At 45.0% G+C, this 18046-nt stretch carries 20 protein-coding genes and 1 riboswitch; of the genes, 3 read left to right on the forward strand and 17 right to left on the reverse strand.

Annotation, left to right across the window (positions count from 1 at the left end; all coding sequences use genetic code 11):
- From gcvH to ACZ449_RS19585, 4 genes are all read right to left on the reverse strand, one after another.
- Nucleotides 1-393 carry a glycine cleavage system protein GcvH gene (gene gcvH, locus ACZ449_RS19570; protein WP_464257736.1) on the reverse strand — a complete coding sequence of 131 codons (393 nt, stop codon included), beginning with the start codon at nucleotides 391-393 and terminating at the stop codon, nucleotides 1-3.
- Nucleotides 393-1493, reverse strand: coding sequence for a glycine cleavage system aminomethyltransferase GcvT (gene gcvT / locus ACZ449_RS19575; protein WP_464257737.1), 1101 nt, complete (start codon nucleotides 1491-1493; stop codon nucleotides 393-395). Before gcvT ends, gcvH begins: the two co-directional genes overlap by 1 nt.
- A gap of 285 nt (nucleotides 1494-1778) precedes the next feature.
- A riboswitch (glycine riboswitch) is annotated at nucleotides 1779-1867 on the reverse strand.
- 60 nt (nucleotides 1868-1927) lie between these two features.
- Entirely contained in the window at nucleotides 1928-3196 is a 1269-nt protein-coding gene (gene serS / locus ACZ449_RS19580) for a serine--tRNA ligase (protein WP_464257738.1), read from the reverse strand.
- Between the two features lie 469 nt (nucleotides 3197-3665).
- Complete coding sequence (locus tag ACZ449_RS19585) at nucleotides 3666-4250, reverse strand: HD-GYP domain-containing protein (protein WP_464257739.1); 585 nt, start codon at nucleotides 4248-4250, stop codon at nucleotides 3666-3668.
- Between the two features lie 369 nt (nucleotides 4251-4619).
- Between ACZ449_RS19585 and ACZ449_RS19590 the strand changes: the two genes are divergently transcribed.
- The 3 genes from ACZ449_RS19590 (at nucleotide 4620) to ACZ449_RS19600 (ending at nucleotide 6984) form a co-directional block, all read left to right on the forward strand.
- Nucleotides 4620-5288, forward strand: a complete 669-nt coding sequence (locus ACZ449_RS19590) for a uracil-DNA glycosylase (RefSeq protein ID WP_464257740.1) — start codon at nucleotides 4620-4622, stop codon at nucleotides 5286-5288.
- A gap of 110 nt (nucleotides 5289-5398) precedes the next feature.
- Nucleotides 5399-6118, forward strand: a complete 720-nt coding sequence (locus ACZ449_RS19595) for a transposase (protein WP_464257514.1) — start codon at nucleotides 5399-5401, stop codon at nucleotides 6116-6118.
- Nucleotides 6115-6984 (forward strand): IS3 family transposase, encoded by an 870-nt coding sequence (locus tag ACZ449_RS19600; protein WP_464257513.1) that lies wholly within the window; start codon nucleotides 6115-6117, stop codon nucleotides 6982-6984. Before ACZ449_RS19595 ends, ACZ449_RS19600 begins: the two co-directional genes overlap by 4 nt.
- Before the next feature lie 447 nt (nucleotides 6985-7431).
- Here ACZ449_RS19600 and ACZ449_RS19605 read toward each other — a convergent pair whose 3' ends face one another.
- The 13 genes from ACZ449_RS19605 to ACZ449_RS19665 all read right to left on the reverse strand — a co-directional run bounded on the left by ACZ449_RS19605 (nucleotide 7432) and on the right by ACZ449_RS19665 (nucleotide 18044).
- A complete protein-coding gene (locus ACZ449_RS19605) occupies nucleotides 7432-7974 on the reverse strand; it encodes a hypothetical protein (RefSeq protein WP_464257741.1) in 543 nt (180 codons plus the stop codon).
- Nucleotides 7975-8305: 331 nt separating this feature from the next.
- On the reverse strand, nucleotides 8306-8632 hold the full coding sequence (locus tag ACZ449_RS19610; protein WP_464257742.1) for a YnfA family protein: 327 nt from the start codon (nucleotides 8630-8632) through the stop codon (nucleotides 8306-8308).
- A gap of 301 nt (nucleotides 8633-8933) precedes the next feature.
- Complete coding sequence (locus ACZ449_RS19615; RefSeq protein ID WP_464257743.1) at nucleotides 8934-9233, reverse strand: MTH1187 family thiamine-binding protein; 300 nt, start codon at nucleotides 9231-9233, stop codon at nucleotides 8934-8936.
- 312 nt (nucleotides 9234-9545) lie between these two features.
- Complete coding sequence (locus ACZ449_RS19620) at nucleotides 9546-9752, reverse strand: hypothetical protein (protein ID WP_464257744.1); 207 nt, start codon at nucleotides 9750-9752, stop codon at nucleotides 9546-9548.
- A 227-nt stretch (nucleotides 9753-9979) separates the two neighbouring features.
- Complete coding sequence (locus ACZ449_RS19625) at nucleotides 9980-10843, reverse strand: NAD(P)/FAD-dependent oxidoreductase (RefSeq protein ID WP_464257745.1); 864 nt, start codon at nucleotides 10841-10843, stop codon at nucleotides 9980-9982.
- A gap of 20 nt (nucleotides 10844-10863) precedes the next feature.
- Nucleotides 10864-11871, reverse strand: coding sequence for an aldo/keto reductase (locus ACZ449_RS19630; RefSeq protein ID WP_464257746.1), 1008 nt, complete (start codon nucleotides 11869-11871; stop codon nucleotides 10864-10866).
- 13 nt (nucleotides 11872-11884) lie between these two features.
- The gene (locus tag ACZ449_RS19635) at nucleotides 11885-12961 is read right to left on the reverse strand and encodes a tetratricopeptide repeat protein (protein WP_464257747.1); all 1077 of its coding nucleotides are present in this window, start codon (nucleotides 12959-12961) and stop codon (nucleotides 11885-11887) included.
- Nucleotides 12962-13122: 161 nt separating this feature from the next.
- Nucleotides 13123-13773: a histidine phosphatase family protein gene (locus tag ACZ449_RS19640; protein ID WP_464257748.1), complete on the reverse strand. Its 651-nt coding sequence runs from the start codon at nucleotides 13771-13773 to the stop codon at nucleotides 13123-13125.
- 25 nt (nucleotides 13774-13798) lie between these two features.
- The gene (gene serC / locus ACZ449_RS19645; RefSeq protein WP_464257749.1) at nucleotides 13799-14896 is read right to left on the reverse strand and encodes a 3-phosphoserine/phosphohydroxythreonine transaminase; all 1098 of its coding nucleotides are present in this window, start codon (nucleotides 14894-14896) and stop codon (nucleotides 13799-13801) included.
- A 43-nt stretch (nucleotides 14897-14939) separates the two neighbouring features.
- Nucleotides 14940-15170, reverse strand: coding sequence for a hypothetical protein (locus ACZ449_RS19650; RefSeq protein ID WP_464257750.1), 231 nt, complete (start codon nucleotides 15168-15170; stop codon nucleotides 14940-14942).
- 234 nt (nucleotides 15171-15404) lie between these two features.
- Nucleotides 15405-16244 (reverse strand): ABC transporter ATP-binding protein, encoded by an 840-nt coding sequence (locus ACZ449_RS19655; RefSeq protein ID WP_464257751.1) that lies wholly within the window; start codon nucleotides 16242-16244, stop codon nucleotides 15405-15407.
- Between the two features lie 130 nt (nucleotides 16245-16374).
- Nucleotides 16375-16644, reverse strand: coding sequence for a hypothetical protein (locus ACZ449_RS19660; RefSeq protein ID WP_464257752.1), 270 nt, complete (start codon nucleotides 16642-16644; stop codon nucleotides 16375-16377).
- A 146-nt stretch (nucleotides 16645-16790) separates the two neighbouring features.
- The gene (locus ACZ449_RS19665) at nucleotides 16791-18044 is read right to left on the reverse strand and encodes an MFS transporter (RefSeq protein ID WP_464257753.1); all 1254 of its coding nucleotides are present in this window, start codon (nucleotides 18042-18044) and stop codon (nucleotides 16791-16793) included.
- Nucleotides 18045-18046: the final 2 nt, after the last annotated feature.

The raw sequence follows: 18046 nt of genomic DNA on the forward strand, positions 1-18046 counted from the left end.
CTAATGCCCTCCCTCGGCCACCAATTGCGCGTACGCTTCGCTGTCTAAAAGCTCATCAAATTTGGCGCTGTCGGTAATTTCCAGCTTAGCAATCCAGCCCTCACCATAGGGGTCCTGGTTAACAATCTCCGGTGCGTCAGCTAAACTATCATTACCGGCGATTACCTTGCCTGAAATGGGCGTATAAACATCTGATACTGCCTTAACCGATTCTACTACCGCGAGTCCTGCCCCGACTGCCAGCTCAGCTCCGGCTTCCGGCAGTTCCACAAAAACTACATCACCAAGCTGCGACTGAGCATAGTCAGTGATACCAATGGTCGCCGTGTTCCCCTCTACCTTCACCCATTCATGATCTTTGGAATATTTAAGTTCTTTAGGAATGTTCATCATTATTTCCCCTTTCTTGAATAAAATGGTTTACCAATAACCTCGGCAGCAACCTGTTTTCCGCGGATTTCAATAGCAAACTGCTGTCCGATAGCAGCATACTCAGTTTCTATCAAAGCCATACCAATATTTTTCTCCAGTGTTGGTGCATATGATCCGGTGGTTACGGTGCCAATTTTTCGATTCTCATAAACAACCGAATACTCGGCTCGGGGGATGCCCCGCCCAGTTACTACAAATCCGGCAACTTGCCGTTTAACCCCACTTTGTTTTCGTTGGGCCAATGTCGCCCGTCCATTAAACTCCCCTTTATCTAAGGAAACAAATTTGCCAATACCTGCTTCGAGCGGCGTAATCGCGGCTGATAATTCATGCCCATATAGCGGCAAGGCAGCCTCAAACCGTAGTGTGTCACGGCAACCAAGTCCGGCAGGTACTAAGCCATAGGGCTTACCAGCGTCCATAATAGCCTCCCAAAGATCAGCAGCATCTTCTGGACGGCAATAGATCTCAAAACCGTCTTCCCCAGTATAGCCGGTCCGGGAAATCATAACCGTTTTACCAGCTACTGTAGCCTCTGGAATAAACCAATAATATCGTAATCCAGCTAGTGGTGCAGCTGTCAGCTTGCTTAAAATAGTTGCTGCCAGCGGCCCCTGCAAGGCCAATTCAGCAGTTTCTGCCGACAGGTTGGTTAACTCCACCTGAAAACCAGCGCTATTGCCCTGTATCCATTGCCAGTCTTTTTCAATGTTAGCTGCATTAATAACCAAGAAATACTCATCCTGACTGCGTTTGTAAATCAGTAGGTCGTCAACAGTACCACCATCCAGGTAGCACATGGGTGTATACTGCACTTGAGCATCTGCCATGCAGGACACATCATTGGTTACCAGTTTCTGCAAAAAGGCTAGTGCCCCTGGCCCCTTAACAAGCACCTCCCCCATGTGGGACACATCAAACAACCCAGCTTTTTCTCGTACCGCTTTGTGCTCTTCCAGGATTCCCTCGTACTGTACGGGGAGCAGCCAGCCGCCGAACTCAACAATTTTACCGCCATATTTGACATGAGTCTCGTAAAGCGGCGTCTGCTTTGCTGTCATAGTAATCATCTCCTCTTTTTTCAACTATATACAACGTGTTAAGACTTTTGCAGGCGGGTGGTGTATTGGCAAAAGCGGAAGTCAAACGCCAGTGGTGGAGCGTTGTCAATACACCACTCACCTGGGCCTGCAACTTCTTTATTGGATTTCCTATATTGGACAAACTAAAAAACAGAGGCAAAGGGAACTAGTTCCCTTTGCCTCTGTCCATTGTACCTGAGAGATTTGCCCCAGTAGGGCTCCCCATCGGTGACACCTGCGTAGCAGATGTGCTCTCCAGAGTATAGTCCGGCTATAGTCCTTTTGCCTGAGAGTTTAACAAAGTGCTTACTCCTTCGGCGCCGCAGTCAAGCGGTCTCTCCTATAACCATCATTCCAAAATTATTTGATTGTTAACTCAATTCTATCAAAGGACACGAACTGTTGTCAATACTTTATTTGATGACATCGACACCCATATACGGGCGCAGCAGTTCAGGTATAATTACCGAACCGTCTTCCTGCTGATAGTTCTCCAAAATAGCAGCCACTGTCCGACCAATCGCTACACCAGAGCCATTTAGGGTATGAACAAATTCCGGCTTAGCCTTGGGTTCCCGGCGAAACTTAATTTCAGCACGGCGGGCCTGGAAGTCTTCAAAGTTAGAACAGGACGAGATTTCACGATAAGCGTTGAAGCTAGGCAGCCAAACCTCAAGGTCATAGGTCTTGGCCGAAGAAAAGCCCATATCACCCGTACTTAGCAACATAGTACGGTATGGCAACCCTAACAGTTGCAGAACCTTTTCAGCGTTAAGAGTCAGTTTTTCCAGTTCGTTATAGGAGTCTTCCGGCAGACTGAACTTAACCATTTCTACTTTGTTAAACTGATGCTGACGGATAAGGCCGCGAGTATCACGACCGGCAGCCCCAGCCTCAGCACGGAAACAGGCGCTATAAGCAGTATAGCAGAGCGGTAAGTCTTTGGCTTCCAAAATTTCCTGACGATGGAAGTTGGTAATAGGCACCTCGGCAGTTGGAATGAGATAATAGTTCAGGCCTTCCAATTTGAACATATCCTCAGCAAATTTAGGTAATTGACCTGTGCCCATCATACTAGCTTCATTGACAATAAAGGGCGGGAAAAATTCAGTATATCCATGTTCTCTGGTATGAAGATCAAGCATGAAATTGATAAGTGAACGCTCTAAGCGGGAACCCAAACCCCGATAAAAGGTAAATCTAGCCCCAGTGACCTTGCCGCCCCGTTCAAAATCAAGAATTCCCAGCTTTTCGCCAATCTCCCAGTGGGCTTTCGGTTCAAAAGCAAACTCCTGCGGTGTGCCCCAGCGGCGCATTTCCTGATTCGCTTCTTCATCTTTACCTACAGGCACAGAGGCATGCGGCACATTAGGTATGCTCATGAGAATGTCGCCAAGCAGTGTCTCCACTTCCTTGATTTTGGTATCAATAGCGCCAATACGATCGCCGACTTCCCGCATTTCAACAATCATATCATCCGCATTTTCGCCAGCTTTTTTCTTTTTGCTGATCTCCTGGGAAACAGTATTTCTCTGGTTTTTGAGCGTCTCAACCTCAGCCAATAGCTCCCGCCGTTCTTTTTCGCGATTAATAAACTCTGTCAAACTCATAGCCGCTCCCCGGTTTTTCAAAGCTTGCTCCACAACTTCGGGGTTACTCCGCACAAATTTAATATCTAACATATATTTCTTCCTCCTTAATAAGATAAGACTTGGCTTGAGACAAGTCCTTTAGGACGGCCGAATTGCTATGCCATCTATGGCGCAATCGGCACTAGCACCATCCAGGTGCGTCGCCGGCAGAAGCCTAAGTCGTTCAATCCAGGGAAAGTTACGCTTTCCATCTGGACATAAAAAAAACTCCCGTCCCATATAATAGGGACGGGAGTTTATCTCCCGCGTTGCCACCCTGCTTGACTTCAACAGTCCACTCGGCACGCATAACGGACGTGGACCGTGCGGCTCATCACCGCATGCTCATAGGGTGGATAGCATAATACTGTTACTAGCTCGCACCTGCCGCCAGTTCTCTGAAAACTCTCCATTATGCGCTGCCCTGTCATTGCATCTACCGATATCAAGATACAATTATTATGTATTATAAAATTATACATTATTCAGCACAGAATGTAAAGTACTGGCAAGCCCGGTCTCAAACGCCAGCTCTCGCTACCGCACCCTGCTCTTGTTGTGACCCGATAAACTCAATAAACCGCTTACTGATTGCCGGGTCAAATTGTGTGCCGGCACACTTTGCAATTTCCGTCAGTGCTTTGCGTACACTGAGCGGCTTCCGTCGGTAACAGCGAGCACTTGTCATGGCATCAAAGGTATCACATACCGCTAGCATCCGGCTAAAAAATGGTATCTTACTACCGGAAAGACCTTGTCCATAGCCCTTGCCATCATAACGTTCATGGTGATGGCGCACAATTTCGGCCACTGTTTCCAAACCAGCCACCTCGGATATAAGCTCGGCACCGATTTGAGGATGCTGTTTGATTACCGCAAACTCTTCGGCTGTTAGTCGTCCCGGTTTATTGAGAATATGATCAGGCACATTAACCTTACCGATATCATGAACAATACCTACAAGATAGGCTATTGTCACTTCTTCGCCTGGGAGTTTGGCATACTCTGCAAAGCTAGCCATCAGACAGGCCACTTTCTTGCTGTGTTCAATAGTATAACTATCCCGTTCACCAATCGCTTGGCAAAACTTGTGGATTATGCACATATTTTGCTTCCTTTCTGTCGGGGCATGAAAGCTATCTGTTTTGCTATAATCACTAGTATTTATAGATATATTTTAATTTGAGTTCCATATGACGTCAAGACATGTTTGCATAATAATGCAACAATTTATATAAATTAGAATTTTTATGTATATCCCAATTATTATTTCCACTTATCTATATTATATACCGTGTCAATACTTCGCCTACCTGCGCCAGCAAACTTCTTCACTGCGGAACATATATAAAAGGATTTTCCTGTAAGTTACGCGAACTATACTGTATCCTACAGTAAAAAATCTAGCAGGCGCAAGCCAACACATCCTCCGCCTGCAAAAATCTTATCACGTTGTATATAACGAGGTGAAACCATGAGCAATACTACACATGAACAACTTGAACAAGCACTGCTAACGTGTACTGAATGCAAACTATGCCAGGACAATAATCACGGACCGACATCCTATAATGGTTCTGTTCATAGCCCGCTTGCCGTCATTGGGGAAGGACCAGGCGGCGTCGAGGATGAGTATGGCGTCCCACTGGTTGGACCGTCCGGGCAATTGTTAGATAAAGCTCTATGGAGCGTAGGCGTAACTAGAGATAAAATTTACACTTCAAATATTATTAAATGCAGGCCTAAAGGAAATCGCACCCCCACTGTGGATGAAGGTCAATTTTGCGCTAATGCTTGGCTTGATCAAGAGCTTGCATTGGTTAAGCCTAAGATTATCATTGCCCTTGGAAGTGTAGCGCTAAAATATCTATTGGCACCAACAGCCCGCATCACTAAAGACCGGGGAAAGTGGTTTACCACCAAATATGGTATCCCAGCAATCGCCACCTATCATCCGGCTTACCTTCTGCGCCTTGTCGGCAAAGACCAGGTTAAGGCCAAATGGGAAGTGTTTTATGACTTTACAGCAGCCGTGGATAAATGCAAGGAACTTGCTCCAGATAGCGGCTTAAAATCCGAAATCATACCAGACTTATTGGAATTGTACGCCTCACGAAAAAATAGTCGGTTAGATAAAGCTTAGGTGAAATTTCTAAAGCCTACATTAACATGTACGAAAGCCCCCGGCACACTGATATGCTACCCCTAGATAGGACAATGAAAAAACAAACTGTCTTATCTGGGGGTAATTTTATGCCACATAAAGAAAAAGTATCGATCGCTTTGAAGATAGATGCTTGCAAGAAGTATTTGGCAAAAAACATAAGCATAGCCGATATAGCAAATATCCTGGAAGTTGACCACAAAACAGTGAGTGGCTGGATTTGCCAGTACCAGTCAGAAGGTGAAGCTGGCTTAAAACCGCAGAAGAACAATCGAGTGTATCCACCGGAACTAAAGCTTGCAGCTGTGACCGATTATCTGCAAGGTAATGATTCCCTATTGGGTATTTGCAAGAAATACCAGATTCACTCTGATTTCCAATTGCGTCATTGGCTAAAGCAGTATAATGGACATGAGGAGTTCAAACTCCGGTCAGGAGGAAGTCGAATCATGTTGAAAGCTAGAAAGATGACGCAGAATGAGCGTGTGGAAATCGCCGAATACTGTCTTGCACATGATACGAATTATGGCGAAGCAGCCCTGAAATACCAGATATCGTACCAACAGGTATACCAGTGGACAAAAAAATACCTAGAAATGGGAAATGCAGGTCTGGAAGATCGGCGTGGGCATCGGGCCGGAACATTGCCAGGCCGTACCCCGCAAGAAGAACTACAGGCTGAAGTTGCCCAGTTGAAACACAAGAACTGGAGGCTGCAGATGGAGGTTGACGTGCTAAAAAAACTGAAGGAACTGGAAAGAAGGGATGTCTTGGCTTCACGCGCCAAGAACGAGAATATGAAGCCGTGAAAGCCTTAGCTGAAGATAGTCAACAGCATTACCCGGTTGAAATATTGTGTAAAATCCTGCATGTCAGCCGGTCTGCCTATTACCATTGGCGCAATGACGGCAAAAGCCTGCGTGAACAAGAAAACGAACGGCTAGCCAAAGAAGTTATGGAAATCCATGAGCAGCATCCGGATAAAGGGTACCGCCGGATTCGGGACGATCTAAATCGCAAATACAATGAACAGGTAAATGACAAACGCATCCTGCGGATTGCTCGGAAACTCCATATCCAGTCTACGATAAAGAACCCTCATAACTGTTGCACTCGCCGTGCATCAAATCCGGATTATATAGCAGATAATATCCTGAACCGCAAGTTCCATGCAGATTGCCCTAATGAAAAATGGCTGACGGATGTAAGTGAATTTAAATACTTTGAAGGTCCGGTTGTGCACAAGCTTTATCTGAGCGCCATATTGGATCTCTACGATCGCAGGATTGTGTCATTTGTATTAAGCGACCACAACGATAACCGGCTGGCGTTTGATACGTTCGATGCAGCAGCAAAAGCAGAACCTGCAGCACATCCGCTGTTTCACAGCGATCGCGGATTCCAGTATACGAGCCTCGGGTTTCACAAAAGACTCGTCAAACAGGAAATGACACAAAGCATGTCCCGTGTGGCCCACTGCATTGACAATGGTCCCATGGAGGGCTTCTGGGGAATACTGAAGCGCGAGATGTACTATACTCGGAAATTCACCAGTAGAACGGAATTAATGCATGCAATCCGTAGTTATATTCACTACTACAACTTAGACCGGTTACAACGAAACCTAGACGTTATGACACCTTATGAATACCACAAACATTACAGGGCTGCATAAGAAAAACAGCCCATCCAAACGGATGAGCTGTAAAGAAAATCTTTATATTTTTGATTGTCCTATTGACGGGGAGCACACCACACGCCGAGGGCTTATTTATGCCGTAAAATAAAAAAGTCACCCATCTCTAAGGACAGGCGACTTATGGCACAACCGATATCTAAGCGGCCGCACTTTAGATTTAGTTGTGGATTTGGCTACGATTAAACTATGTTAGCAGGTTGGACTACATTCATCATTGCAGCAGAAAAATAGTAAAAGTATTATAATGATGATTATAAAACAGCTACTACCACTACCTCCGAAATTACCAAATCCCATAAAGAATTCCTCCTTCATTATATATTAGGGATATTACATACTATGCTATACAGAATGGTTTTGCTCCTGGAACATTATAATAAAAAAGCCGCCCACCAGGACGGGAATCACTTCAAAGCTAGCCCTTTATTCGTCATCGTTATCTTTGTGGCTTTCAGGCAATAGTTTGGTTGCTGCTGGTTGTAAGTTAGTAAAGTGACTAGTGGATTTAGTTTCAGTACGCGCAAAGATACCTTCTTGCCACATCTGATAGCCATATAGCAGAATACCAATTATAATTGCATATACTACATTTAATAAAGGATTAAGACTTACTTCGTGAAAAATTCCTCTATTACCAAGATAATAAACATGAAATAAATATATAAATCCAAAGTTTAGTATTGTATCCACTGCTAAGTATTTCCAAAACCGACCGTACAAAAAATAAAACAGCCACATAGTAGCAACGGTATTTGATCCGAAGATGTATGAAGGTGTTTTAAATGGATAAGCCGCTTCTTCCCAAACAAACCACCCTAAAGTTTGCCCCATCTCTACAAATAATATACATGTAATTATAGAAAATTGAGCTACAGGCATAAACCGCTTTCTAGCGTCTTTGGGCATGAAAAATAATGTAAACCAAGGTAGGATCATCAGGCTCCATAGTATAACTTGATTACTCATTTCAAAACCTCCTTAACCATTAAACTTATTCTTCCCTAATGGATAAGTTTAATACAAAAATCCCACCCCCAACCGTCAGGCTGAGAGTGGGCTAATCCGCTACACTATAAAAAGTACCCAGCAACATTACAGTTGCTAGGTACTTTTTATTAAGAGATGGAGAGGAGTGCGAAAAATTTATGTTCAATAGAGAGGTATTGCCTCCTATGAATTTTCTATATTTAGAATTATATGACCCTATTTTTAGAATTTCTTTAGAAAAGTTTGGAAAATAGGAAAAGCCGCACCAGGATGAACCCGGCAGGCGGCAGCCACGGAACAAATAACAATATCATCTAGGCCAATACATTATAACTAACACACCAAAAAAAGAAATAAAGCCACCGATAATATCAAATTTATCAGGAATAACCTTGTCTACGCCCCACCCCCATAAAATAGACAAAGCTATAAATACACCACCGTATGCGGCGTAAACCCGTCCAAAGTTAGCAGGTTGTAGTGTCGGGATTACACCGTACAAGGTAAGAATAATCGCACCTATAATCGCATAGGCAAAGCCTTTACCTTCTCGTAGCCATAGCCAGATTAGGTAGCCTCCACCTATCTCAAACAAACCTGCAAGAATGAAATATCCCATTGATTTTACAAATTCCATACGTCCTCCTAATAAATGAAAATCGTTATCATTTATTATACTACATAAAAACTAAAAAACCCATCCCCCGGCCAACTGAACTGGCTTAGATATAGGCTAGAAACACTTTCAAAACACCACATGAAAGTAACATGACACTATTATGTTAAAATCGCAAGTAAATAAAAAAATCACCCCAAGCCATTACGGCTGAGAGTGGGTTTTTAAAACATACCTACGAAAGTAAAGTGACACTTTCCGTATTTTTATCGATCAAAAATAGAAACTACTCACTCATCGGGTTTTACCAATTCAGATTTTACTATAATTTTTCTCGGACAGACTGTATCTTTCCCGCCATGGTCAATTCCTTATCCCGGCGATCATCAATTTTAATACTTGTAGACACTCGCACAGCTCCAGCAGCAAAAGGAACTTCATGCATTTTACGAATAATGGCAAAAATGCGATCCAAGTCGCCTTCTATTACCGTAGACATCGGCGTTAACTGATATTTAACACCATCTTCCTGCGCTAATACCTTATGGCATTCGGCTACATAACGGCTAACACTAGAAGATCCCGTGCCCAAAGGCACAATAGTAACTTCGACAACAGACATTTCTATCCCCCCTTAAGTTATTTCGATTCCATTATTCTATATTTCTCACCATACAAAAAGTTCCTGCTATATCTATATAACAAAAAATAGTACACTTATAATGCCCAAAGCCTTAATCATAAAATGCTTGGATATTTTTAATTCGTTTTGTAGTACATTAGAGTCACGCGCCATATAATCATCTCCATAGTCAAAATTGACACATTTCTAAATCTAGTTTTTGGTATACTGAAATTCAGGAGGGTGAAATTGAATGAGTAAAATTGATAGTCTGATAGATTTCTTCACCCCGAGAAATATCCACCAAGGCCGCTATAGAGATTTTTTGTTCTCCTTGTCGCCAAGGAGCTTTTCAACTTTATCCATTCTGTGGTAGGATATAGCTTTTTCAAAAGGTGTTAGCTGTTCCCTTTTTACCTTGTCTTGCGCTTTGCCGCCTTTCCCTTCGCCGTCCATACCGGGACTATAGTCGCCTCTTTCCACAAAAGACTCTTTAAATGCTCTCGCATCTTCGCCCAAGGCAAGGTTTTCAGCCGTAGAAGCACGTTCCGCAATCTTGCTGGCAAATGTGTGCTGTTCAAATCCACCTGACTTATTGGCCCTCTATAGCCAGCGCCGCGAACAGCGAAAAACAAAGAAACAATAGATACGCAAAAGCGAGCTTGCTTCGTTGTGCTCGCAATGACCAGTTGGGAAATCCCCAAACTTTGTCATTGCAAACGCATGCGAAGCAATCTCGCTCTTTTTTACTTATCAATATACGTTATGGCACTCAGCACAGCGACAAGCCCCTCACCAGTAGCCTTAGCGATTTGCCAGGGTTTGCCGGTACAATCACCAGCAGCAAATACCCCTGGAATGTTTGTTGACATATCCCTGTTGACCTTGATGACTTCACCATCTAGTTCCAGGCCTGGCAACAAATTTTCCACAGGATCAGACTGGCGCATAATAAAGACCCCATGCACCTTAATTTCGTCCTTATCTGTCACTAGCTTTTCCACTTGTCCGTCACCAACAATAGCCTTTGGTTTGGCTGTAAGCACCTTAATTGGCGCCCGCATTTGAGTAAAATCACCTTTATACTGTGGCAAATAATATACATTACGGCAAAGTTCACCTAGAAATGCGATTTCGTTTTCGCTTTCCTCCGTATAGGAAATAACGGCTACATCCTTGGCTTCAAACATCCGACCATCGCAGGTAGCACAGTAGCTGACTCCTCGGCCAAGTAACTCCCGCTCGCCTTGAAATAAAAGAGTACTTACCACACCTGTGGCAAAAATAATGGCTTTGGCTTCATAGGTGGTCTGCGGTGTAAGCAGCGTAAACATAGCATCACCAGGAAATACGCTCACTACCTTTTCTTTAACAACCTTCGGACCATGGGCCAGTGCATGTCCGGTAAAATGCTGCATTAGGCCTTTACCGCTAACCTCTGGCAGCCCCAGATAATTATCGACCAAATGTGCCTTTTGCAGCTTTTGGCTAAAATCAAGATGTTCAAATACAGCAATGTTTTTATTCCGAATGCGCCCTGTCAGTGCGGCCGACAGCCCTGCCGGACCACCACCGATAATGGCAATATCAAACTTATTGTCTTCGGCCATATCCATTCCTCCTTGTAGTACTACCCGAGGTCTTTGGCCACCTGTTTCATCCGTTCGCGAATGGGCAGATTGTAAGGACAACGCTCCTCGCACTCCCCGCATTCGATACACTCTGAGGCTTTGACCTTAGCACCTTGATACCGCGTTGGTATAGCGCTCTTTAACCCATATCTTGTATATTGTAAGTGAAAAATAAACATCTGCGGAATATCAATTCCAGCAGCGCAAGGCATACAGTACCCACAGCGGCGGCAGAAATTAGAGCCTAGTTCCTCAGCTATGGCGGTCAGTTTAGCTGTTTCCTCAGGATTAAGCGGTTTAAAGTGTTTGGCTGGAGCCAAATTCTCGGCAACATGCTCCACCTTATCCATACCCGGAATAGCAACTACATCCTCTTGTTGCAGCACAAAACGCAAGGCTAAGTCCACCTGGTCAATGAGACCGCCCCCTAGGGGTTTCATAACAATGATCCCAACATCCAGTGACCTGGCTAGCGGAAACAGGTCATTCATGGCCCGCTGCTCTACACAATTGAAGGGCACCTGCACAGTACTAAACTCCTCAGTTTTAACCGCCCTTATCAGCATGTCCACATTATGGCCGGTTATGCCGATATGACGTATTTTCCCCGCGGCTTTCGCTTCTTTCAAGGCAACCAACGCCCCGTCTGGTGCCATAACCGCTTCCCATTCCTGTTCAGTCTTGACATTATGCATTTGGTAAACATCAATATACTCGGTTTTCATCGTAGCCAGGCTGGTAGCAATGTCCTCAGCCATGGCTGCTTTGGTTCTGGCCATACTTTTCGTAGCCAAATAGTATTCACTGCGGCGGCCAGCTATGTACCTGCCGATTTTTGCTTCACTGTCTGTATAGGCTCTGGCTGTGTCAAAAAAGTTTATTCCGGCATCCAGAGCAGCAATAAGAACTTCACCAGCCTCGTCCATTGTACAGCGCTGCATCGGCAGTGCGCCAAAACTAATTGGTGTCACTAAAAAACCTGTTCGTCCTAAGCGTCTTTTTTCCATAAAACATTTCCTCCTATTGCAGTTGCGTGTCATCTGCTGCTTGTTCTAAAGCCTGCAACCGTTCCTTGGCATGAGCTTCTTCCGGCGACTCTGGTTTGGCTCGTTTTAAAAGCTCTTTGTAAGCAGCAATAGCCTCAGCAGTACGCTTTTGCTGTTCGCAGCATAGCGCCTTATTATGGTGAGCCAACACATTATCCGGATCAAGCTCTACCGTACGGGTAAAATCAGCAATGGCTGCATCATAATCCTTTTGCGCAGCATAAGCAATCCCCCGGAAAAAATAGGGTCTGCCATCACTAGGATCAGCATCAATAACCTGGGTAAAATCGGCAACAGCCTCGCCAGTTTTTTCTTGGCCCATATATATAGAGGCTCTGATAGCAATAGCTTGAATATTCTCTGGTTCTAACTCAATTACCTTATTATAATCAGCCAATGCCTCTTCAATAAGACCAATCTCATAGTAAGCCTGTCCCCGTTTAATCAATGCCGCAGGCTCTTCCGGAAAGCGCTCAATTACCTTATTATAGTCGGCAATCGCTGTTGAATATAAATTTCGAGCAGCAAAGGCGTCGCCCCGGTTTATATAAGAGGCCATATCTGCTGGCTCCAGCTCAAGGGCTTTACTTAAATCATCAATAGCATGCTCAAACATGTTGTTATTAAGATACAGCACTCCACGGTTTGCGTAGTTCATCCAATCCTCAGGTTCATAAAACATGGCCTTAGAATAATCCATCACTGCATTTTTGATATCATCAATCATGGCATATGCACTGCCACGGTACGAATAATAAACAGCTTTGTGGGAATTAAGCTCAATGGCTTTGGTGTAGTCGGCCAGTGCCTGCTCAAAGTCACTATCAACAGCAGCTACTACACCGCGCCAAAAATAGGCGTCACTATTATCCGGCTCTGCCGCCAATTGCTTACTGCAAGCTGCCAATATGTCCGCCGTTTTACCAGCATCATAAAGTGCCTGCATATCTTTATTAAATTGACTTTCCTCGACAACCGACCCACAGCCAGAGCAACCGCAGTCACAAGATGAGCTGCAGCCAGCTTCATTACAACCATTATCTTGATTCATATAAACAACTCCTTTACTGAGTTTGTAATTATTATTAACTACTATAGTATGTTCGCGTCTTTTACTATAATCCCTGCTATTATTGCCAATATTATCCCAAAAAACAATAGACAAAAAGCGAAATTGCCCACCGCTAGTGGCAACCTCGCCTTTTGGAACTACTATAACCCTTTTTGCTCAATACCGCTATACAAGAAGCCCAAATGGGTCGTGGAGTTCATGAGCACCAGTCGCCACTTGCCATCCTGGTATTCAAAAACATTAATACAGGTATTATCTTGCTTAACCTGCCAGAAATGGGACAAATCAATGTCTAACATGTCGCATAGCACGGCTTTGTTGACTGCATCATGTGCTACCACCAGTACGGTTTGACCTTGGTGCTTTTCAGCCAATTCCCGAAAAGCATCCATTGCCCGGTCGCGAACAGCCCCAATGTCTTCGCCACCTGCTCCCGGCATGGTAACGCCTTCTACGGTGGTTTTCCACTGCGCGAGCAGTTCAGGATACGTTTTACCTACCTCATCACTCAGGAGACCTTCCCACTCGCCATGATTTATCTCCAACAAACGGCTATCAGTATTTACCGGCAACCCATGGGCCGCCACGCACATCATGGCAGTATCAACAGCCCGGCTGAGCGGACTGGCATAACAAACATCAATAGGGACATCCTTGAGGGCTTTGGCGGCCAGCTGACCTTGTTCCCGCCCGAAGGGAGTAAGCGGTGTATCAATCTGCCCTTGATAGCGCCCTTCTTTATTCCAGGTTGTTTCCCCATGACGAACTAATATAAATCGAGTTGTTGCCATGTTGTCCTCCTCTATGTTTTACAGTTTAGGTATTTTCCTTTTGAAAGGCAAGCATATAGTCGTGCAACGCTTGGCAGGACTCGGAGGTTACAGCATTGTACGTGGAAGCCCGACATCCGCCAACTAAGCGATGACCATTAAGTCCTACAAAACCAGCTTGCTTTGCCTGTTCCAAAAACTTCTTCTCTAACTTCTCGTCAGCTAGCCGGAAAGTGATGTTCATTAACGAACGGGAATCCTGCTGAGCATGCCCCACATAAAAGCCCTTGCTATCGTCAATAGCATCATAGATTAAGGCTGCTTTTTCCTGATTACGCTTGTAGATACCAGGCAAACCGCCCTCAGCTTTCACCCACTCCAGCATAAGCTTCATCATATAAATGCCAAAGGTTGGCGGCGTATTATATAAAGAGTTGTTTTTTGCAAAAGTAGCATATTGAAGCATCGTTGGCAAGTTTTTCTTGGCCTGTTCTAAGAAATCACGCCGAATAATAACAACCGTCACGCCTGAAGGACCCAGGTTTTTCTGAGCACCAGCATAAATAAGCGCAAATTTGCTTACATCAATCGGACAGGACAAAATATCACTAGACATATCGGCAATCAAAGGCACGGCACCTGTATCGGGAAATGCATGATATTCGGTACCAAAAATAGTGTTGTTGGAGGTCATATGTAGATAAGCCGTATCAGCATCATAGTTAATTTCCTTGAGCGCCGGTATCCCGCGATAATTGCCTTCTTTAGCGGTAGCGGCTACAAATACCTCACCCAGTTTTTCAGCCTCAGCGTAGGCTTTCTCTGACCAGACCCCGGTCATTACATAGCCTGCTTTCTTGCCAGCAGGCAAAAAGTTCATCGGAACCATAGTAAATTGGAGACTAGCGCCACCTTGCAGGAATAAGACCTCATACCCCTCCGGTATCGCCAACAATTCCTTTAAGAGCTCAATAGCCTGATTATGGACAACGTCATACGCATTACCACGATGACTGTGTTCCATGATGGACATACCGGTGTCATTAAAGTCAAGCAGTTCTGCTTGAGCCTGTTTAAGAACTGCCAGCGGCAACGCTGCCGGTCCGGCATTAAAATTATAGGCTCGTTTAACACTCTTGTTCACAAAATCACCTCATAATAGTAAAGTAAAAATCCCGCCTCAATAGTTAGGTATTGGGGCGGGACAGAAATCCCACGGTGCCACCCAGTTTCAAGCTGTCAACAATGAACACGGCAACGTCAAAGATATACAAAAAAACCCTCATCCCTCTCCAGGGACGAGAGCATTCTCCCGCGTTGCCACCCATGTTGCTTTTCAGCCAACTTTTGCCGCTATACCGGGCGGACCCGTCAGATTCATCATCAGCCACTCCCAGGTGGAATTCATTGCTACTCACACCGGCTCGCACCAACCGCCAGTTCTCTGAAGCTTACAGCAATCAACTTCCTGTTCATCGTGCAGAAGCTATTTAACTTGTTTTCGATTATACAATATACGCCACCAGCAGTCAAGTGTATTTTGCACAAAAACCATTAAAACCATTCTTAGTCTTTTTGGCTAAAGCCGGACATGAGCGTTACGTTTCGCAGTCAGTTCTGTAGGGCTACTATTAAGCAATTGACCAGCTTCTTTAGCCGCTCACCCTGCGGCCAGTTAATTCCACAAATACATCTTCCAAGTTAGTATACCGTAATGTAGCATTACCTGCCAGCGTACCAGCGAATGCGGCAGCCTCCGCCCGATTGGCAAAAAAACGGTATTGCGTACCTTCGCTTTCGCTCCATTCAACAACATAACTGCCCAGTCTTTCACATAACGCCGCCGGACTGTTAAGTGCAATCAGCTTGCCTTTTTCCATTATAGCCACTCGTTTACAAAGACTTTCCGCCTCTTCAATATAGTGAGTAGTTAATAACACCGTTAACCCCTCGGCATTTAAATGGCGAATCAAATCCCAGAGTCGTCGCCTAACCTGCGGGTCCAGCCCAACAGTAGGTTCATCCAAGAAAAGTACCTTGGGCCGATGCAATAATGCCCTTGCAATCATCAACCGCCGCTTCATGCCGCCGGAAAAAGTATTTACCATGTCATTGCCCCGCTCTTGCAGTTCAACATAATCCAGCAGTTCTTCCACCCGTTGCTCCCGCTCACCTCGTGCCATATGATGCAGCCGCCCGTGCAGATTAAGATTTTCTCTGGCTGTTAAATCGACATCAAGATTAAAATGCTGCGGCACAACACCAATAACCGATTTAACGGCTAGCTCTTCCTGCGACAGGCGATACCCATGAATGGTGACACTGCCAGCCGTTGGACGAGTAAGCATGGTCAAAATTCGGATAGTTGTAGTTTTTCCCGCCCCATTGGGGCCAAGCAACCCAAACGTTTCTCCTTGCTCAATTGTCAGACTTAAATTATTTACGGCAACTCGTTCCCCATATTTTTTTACTAAACCGTCTATACAAATCATAATAACCTCACAACTATGTAATGAGTATTTTTTCAACAATAATCTGGCAAAATCCTGCCTGATAATTTTTCAAAGTCCCGTAGGAAAAAATGGCCTCCGCTTGGGAAGCCAAATCATCTATATTGGTCGATTATAGCGGGAAACACGGACGTGGGTAACATCCCTGACGCGGATAGCAGTATTGACGAGGATAACAATACTGACGGGGATAACAGTATCGACGAGGATAGCAGTATCGCCGGGGATAACAGCCAAAACCTATTCCTAACCCCAACCCAGCAATAAAAGGTAACAGCTGCCTATCTTTTCTCTCCTTCGATTCTTCTTCCCAATCCTCCTCGTCATCATCCCAATCGTCAATCTCAGGTTCTTCCCAATAAGGACGCTTTCTATTAGCCATGCAAGCCCCTCCTTTCACCCTTCTTTACAACATAATATGCATACATTTCCTCAATTGCTACTGATACATATCCCGCCAGTACCAAAATAACCCCCGCACGATATAGGTTTTAGCCTATGATCGGCAGGGGTTACGATTTTCAACCTTTACGCATCCTGAGTCAACCTCTTTTTACCAAGTACCGCCTTTGTTTCCGACCGCCAGGCCGGTAGGTGCCACGCAAAAATTCCCGCACCAACCAGTATCAATACACCGGCAATGCTAAAGGTAGCCGTCGTCCCAATCAGACCGGCCAAATGACCAGCAAGCAAACTGCCAATGGGAGAAACGCCACCAAAGGATACGACATACAGGCTCATAACCCGCCCGCGCTTATCCTCATCGACCAGTGTTTGCACAATTGTATTAGTTGAGGCCAGCTGGGCAATTATGCCAAAACCCATAATAACAGCAATACCCAGCGAGAGCCATAATGTAGTTGACAGTGAAAACGCGATTAGCCCCATTGCAAAAACAATCGAGGTTACGGTAATCACGTTTCCAATGCCTACTACACTTTTCCGGGAAGCTAAAAAAATGGTCCCCATAAGCGCTCCTAAACCAAAGGCCGCCATTAACCATCCTAGCGTATCTGAGCCACCCTGGAGCACTTGTCCGGCAAACAGCGGCAACAGCGGTAAAATGGGGAAACCCACTAAGCTTACCAACACTAATAGCAACAATACCATCCGAATCGGCAGTGACTTATAAGTATAAACACATCCTTCCTTCAAGCCCTCTAGGATATTTCCCGAATCTGCCGCAGGCGTCTGCGGCCTGGTCAGCTTTATGGCCAATAATGCCCAGAGGATGGCAACATAACTTAGCCCATTAAACAAATAACACAACCCTTCGCCAAAGACGGCAATCGCCAGTCCTGCCACCGAAGGCCCAATAATCCGCGCCCCATTAAACAGCGCAGAATTTAACGCAATAGCGTTCGGCAAATCCGCCTTGTCTTCAATAATTTGTGAAACAAACGCCTGCCGGGCTGGCATATCAAACGAATTAATTATCCCTAATAGTATGTTAAGTACAACAATATGCCAAACCGCAATTGTATCACTAAATACCAGCGCCGCCAGCGCGAGTGCCTGCACCATGCTTAATAGCTGCGTCCAAAGGATCACCCGATATCTGTTCCAGCGGTCTAAAAATACCCCGGCAAGCGGAATGAGCACAACTCCGGCAATTTGGCCGGAAAAATCAACATTGCCTAATACCTCTGGCGACTGGGTCAACCGATATACCAACCAAACGGTTGCTGTTCGTTGCATCCAGGTGCCAATGAGCGACATACCATGTCCAAAGTAAAATAATCGATAGTTGCGATGTCGTAAGGCCCGAAAAGTTTCGTTCATAT

It is taken from the genome of Desulfosporomusa polytropa, assembly GCF_055380075.1.

Bases quoted from the DNA above. Each gene is read 5' to 3' on its own strand.
- gcvH (WP_464257736.1), bottom strand. From the start codon at position 393: ATGATGAACATTCCTAAAGAACTTAAATATTCCAAAGATCATGAATGG.
- gcvT (WP_464257737.1), bottom strand. From the start codon at position 1,493: ATGACAGCAAAGCAGACGCCGCTTTACGAGACTCATGTCAAATATGGC.
- serS (WP_464257738.1), bottom strand. From the start codon at position 3,196: ATGTTAGATATTAAATTTGTGCGGAGTAACCCCGAAGTTGTGGAGCAA.
- ACZ449_RS19585 (WP_464257739.1), bottom strand. From the start codon at position 4,250: ATGTGCATAATCCACAAGTTTTGCCAAGCGATTGGTGAACGGGATAGT.
- ACZ449_RS19590 (WP_464257740.1), top strand. From the start codon at position 4,620: ATGAGCAATACTACACATGAACAACTTGAACAAGCACTGCTAACGTGT.
- ACZ449_RS19595 (WP_464257514.1), top strand. From the start codon at position 5,399: ATGCCACATAAAGAAAAAGTATCGATCGCTTTGAAGATAGATGCTTGC.
- ACZ449_RS19605 (WP_464257741.1), bottom strand. From the start codon at position 7,974: ATGAGTAATCAAGTTATACTATGGAGCCTGATGATCCTACCTTGGTTT.
- ACZ449_RS19610 (WP_464257742.1), bottom strand. From the start codon at position 8,632: ATGGAATTTGTAAAATCAATGGGATATTTCATTCTTGCAGGTTTGTTT.
- ACZ449_RS19615 (WP_464257743.1), bottom strand. From the start codon at position 9,233: ATGTCTGTTGTCGAAGTTACTATTGTGCCTTTGGGCACGGGATCTTCT.
- ACZ449_RS19625 (WP_464257745.1), bottom strand. From the start codon at position 10,843: ATGGCCGAAGACAATAAGTTTGATATTGCCATTATCGGTGGTGGTCCG.
- ACZ449_RS19630 (WP_464257746.1), bottom strand. From the start codon at position 11,871: ATGGAAAAAAGACGCTTAGGACGAACAGGTTTTTTAGTGACACCAATT.
- ACZ449_RS19635 (WP_464257747.1), bottom strand. From the start codon at position 12,961: ATGAATCAAGATAATGGTTGTAATGAAGCTGGCTGCAGCTCATCTTGT.
- ACZ449_RS19640 (WP_464257748.1), bottom strand. From the start codon at position 13,773: ATGGCAACAACTCGATTTATATTAGTTCGTCATGGGGAAACAACCTGG.
- ACZ449_RS19655 (WP_464257751.1), bottom strand. From the start codon at position 16,244: ATGATTTGTATAGACGGTTTAGTAAAAAAATATGGGGAACGAGTTGCC.
- ACZ449_RS19660 (WP_464257752.1), bottom strand. From the start codon at position 16,644: ATGGCTAATAGAAAGCGTCCTTATTGGGAAGAACCTGAGATTGACGAT.
- ACZ449_RS19665 (WP_464257753.1), bottom strand. From the start codon at position 18,044: ATGAACGAAACTTTTCGGGCCTTACGACATCGCAACTATCGATTATTT.